Source organism: Micromonospora sp. BS32 (genome assembly GCF_059089345.1).
In genome coordinates, this window is sequence record NZ_JBSSHR010000113.1 from 1 (window position 1) to 450 (window position 450).

1 protein-coding gene is annotated in these 450 nt (G+C 64.9%); it reads right to left on the bottom strand.

What is annotated here, in order from left to right; translation table 11 throughout:
* Window positions 1–431: carbohydrate ABC transporter permease (locus AC5RWQ_RS30505; RefSeq protein ID WP_494286049.1), on the bottom strand; the 431-nt coding region annotated here is incomplete at its 3' end.
* Window positions 432–450 lie beyond the last annotated feature (19 nt).

Below are 450 nucleotides of genomic sequence, written 5' to 3' on the forward strand. Positions count from 1 at the left end.
TACCCGGCCTGCCGCCAGGTCGCCTCCAGCAGCACCGCCCACAGGTTGAGGTGGGGATTGCCGAGCCAGTCGATCGCGTTGTTGTCCCCGTTCCTGCCGATCACCGTGTTGATCAGGCCGTAGTTCTGGGAGTAGACGAACTCCCAGATGATGCCGATCAGTGCCAGCGACAGCATCACGGGCAGGAAGAGCAGGCTCTGGTAGATCCGGGTGCCGCGCAGACCGCGGTCGAGCAGCACCGCGAAGAGCATGCCCAGCGGGGTGGCGATCACCACGAAGACCGCGAGCCACAGCAGGTTGTGCCGGACCGCGGGCCAGAACTCGGGGTAGATGGTGGCGGCCTGGTGGTAGTTCTGCACGCCGTACCAGCAGCCGTTGTTGAGGATCGACGGCATGTTCGGCTGGCAGGTCTTCTCGTGCAGGCTGCCCACGCCGTTCCACTTGGTGAAC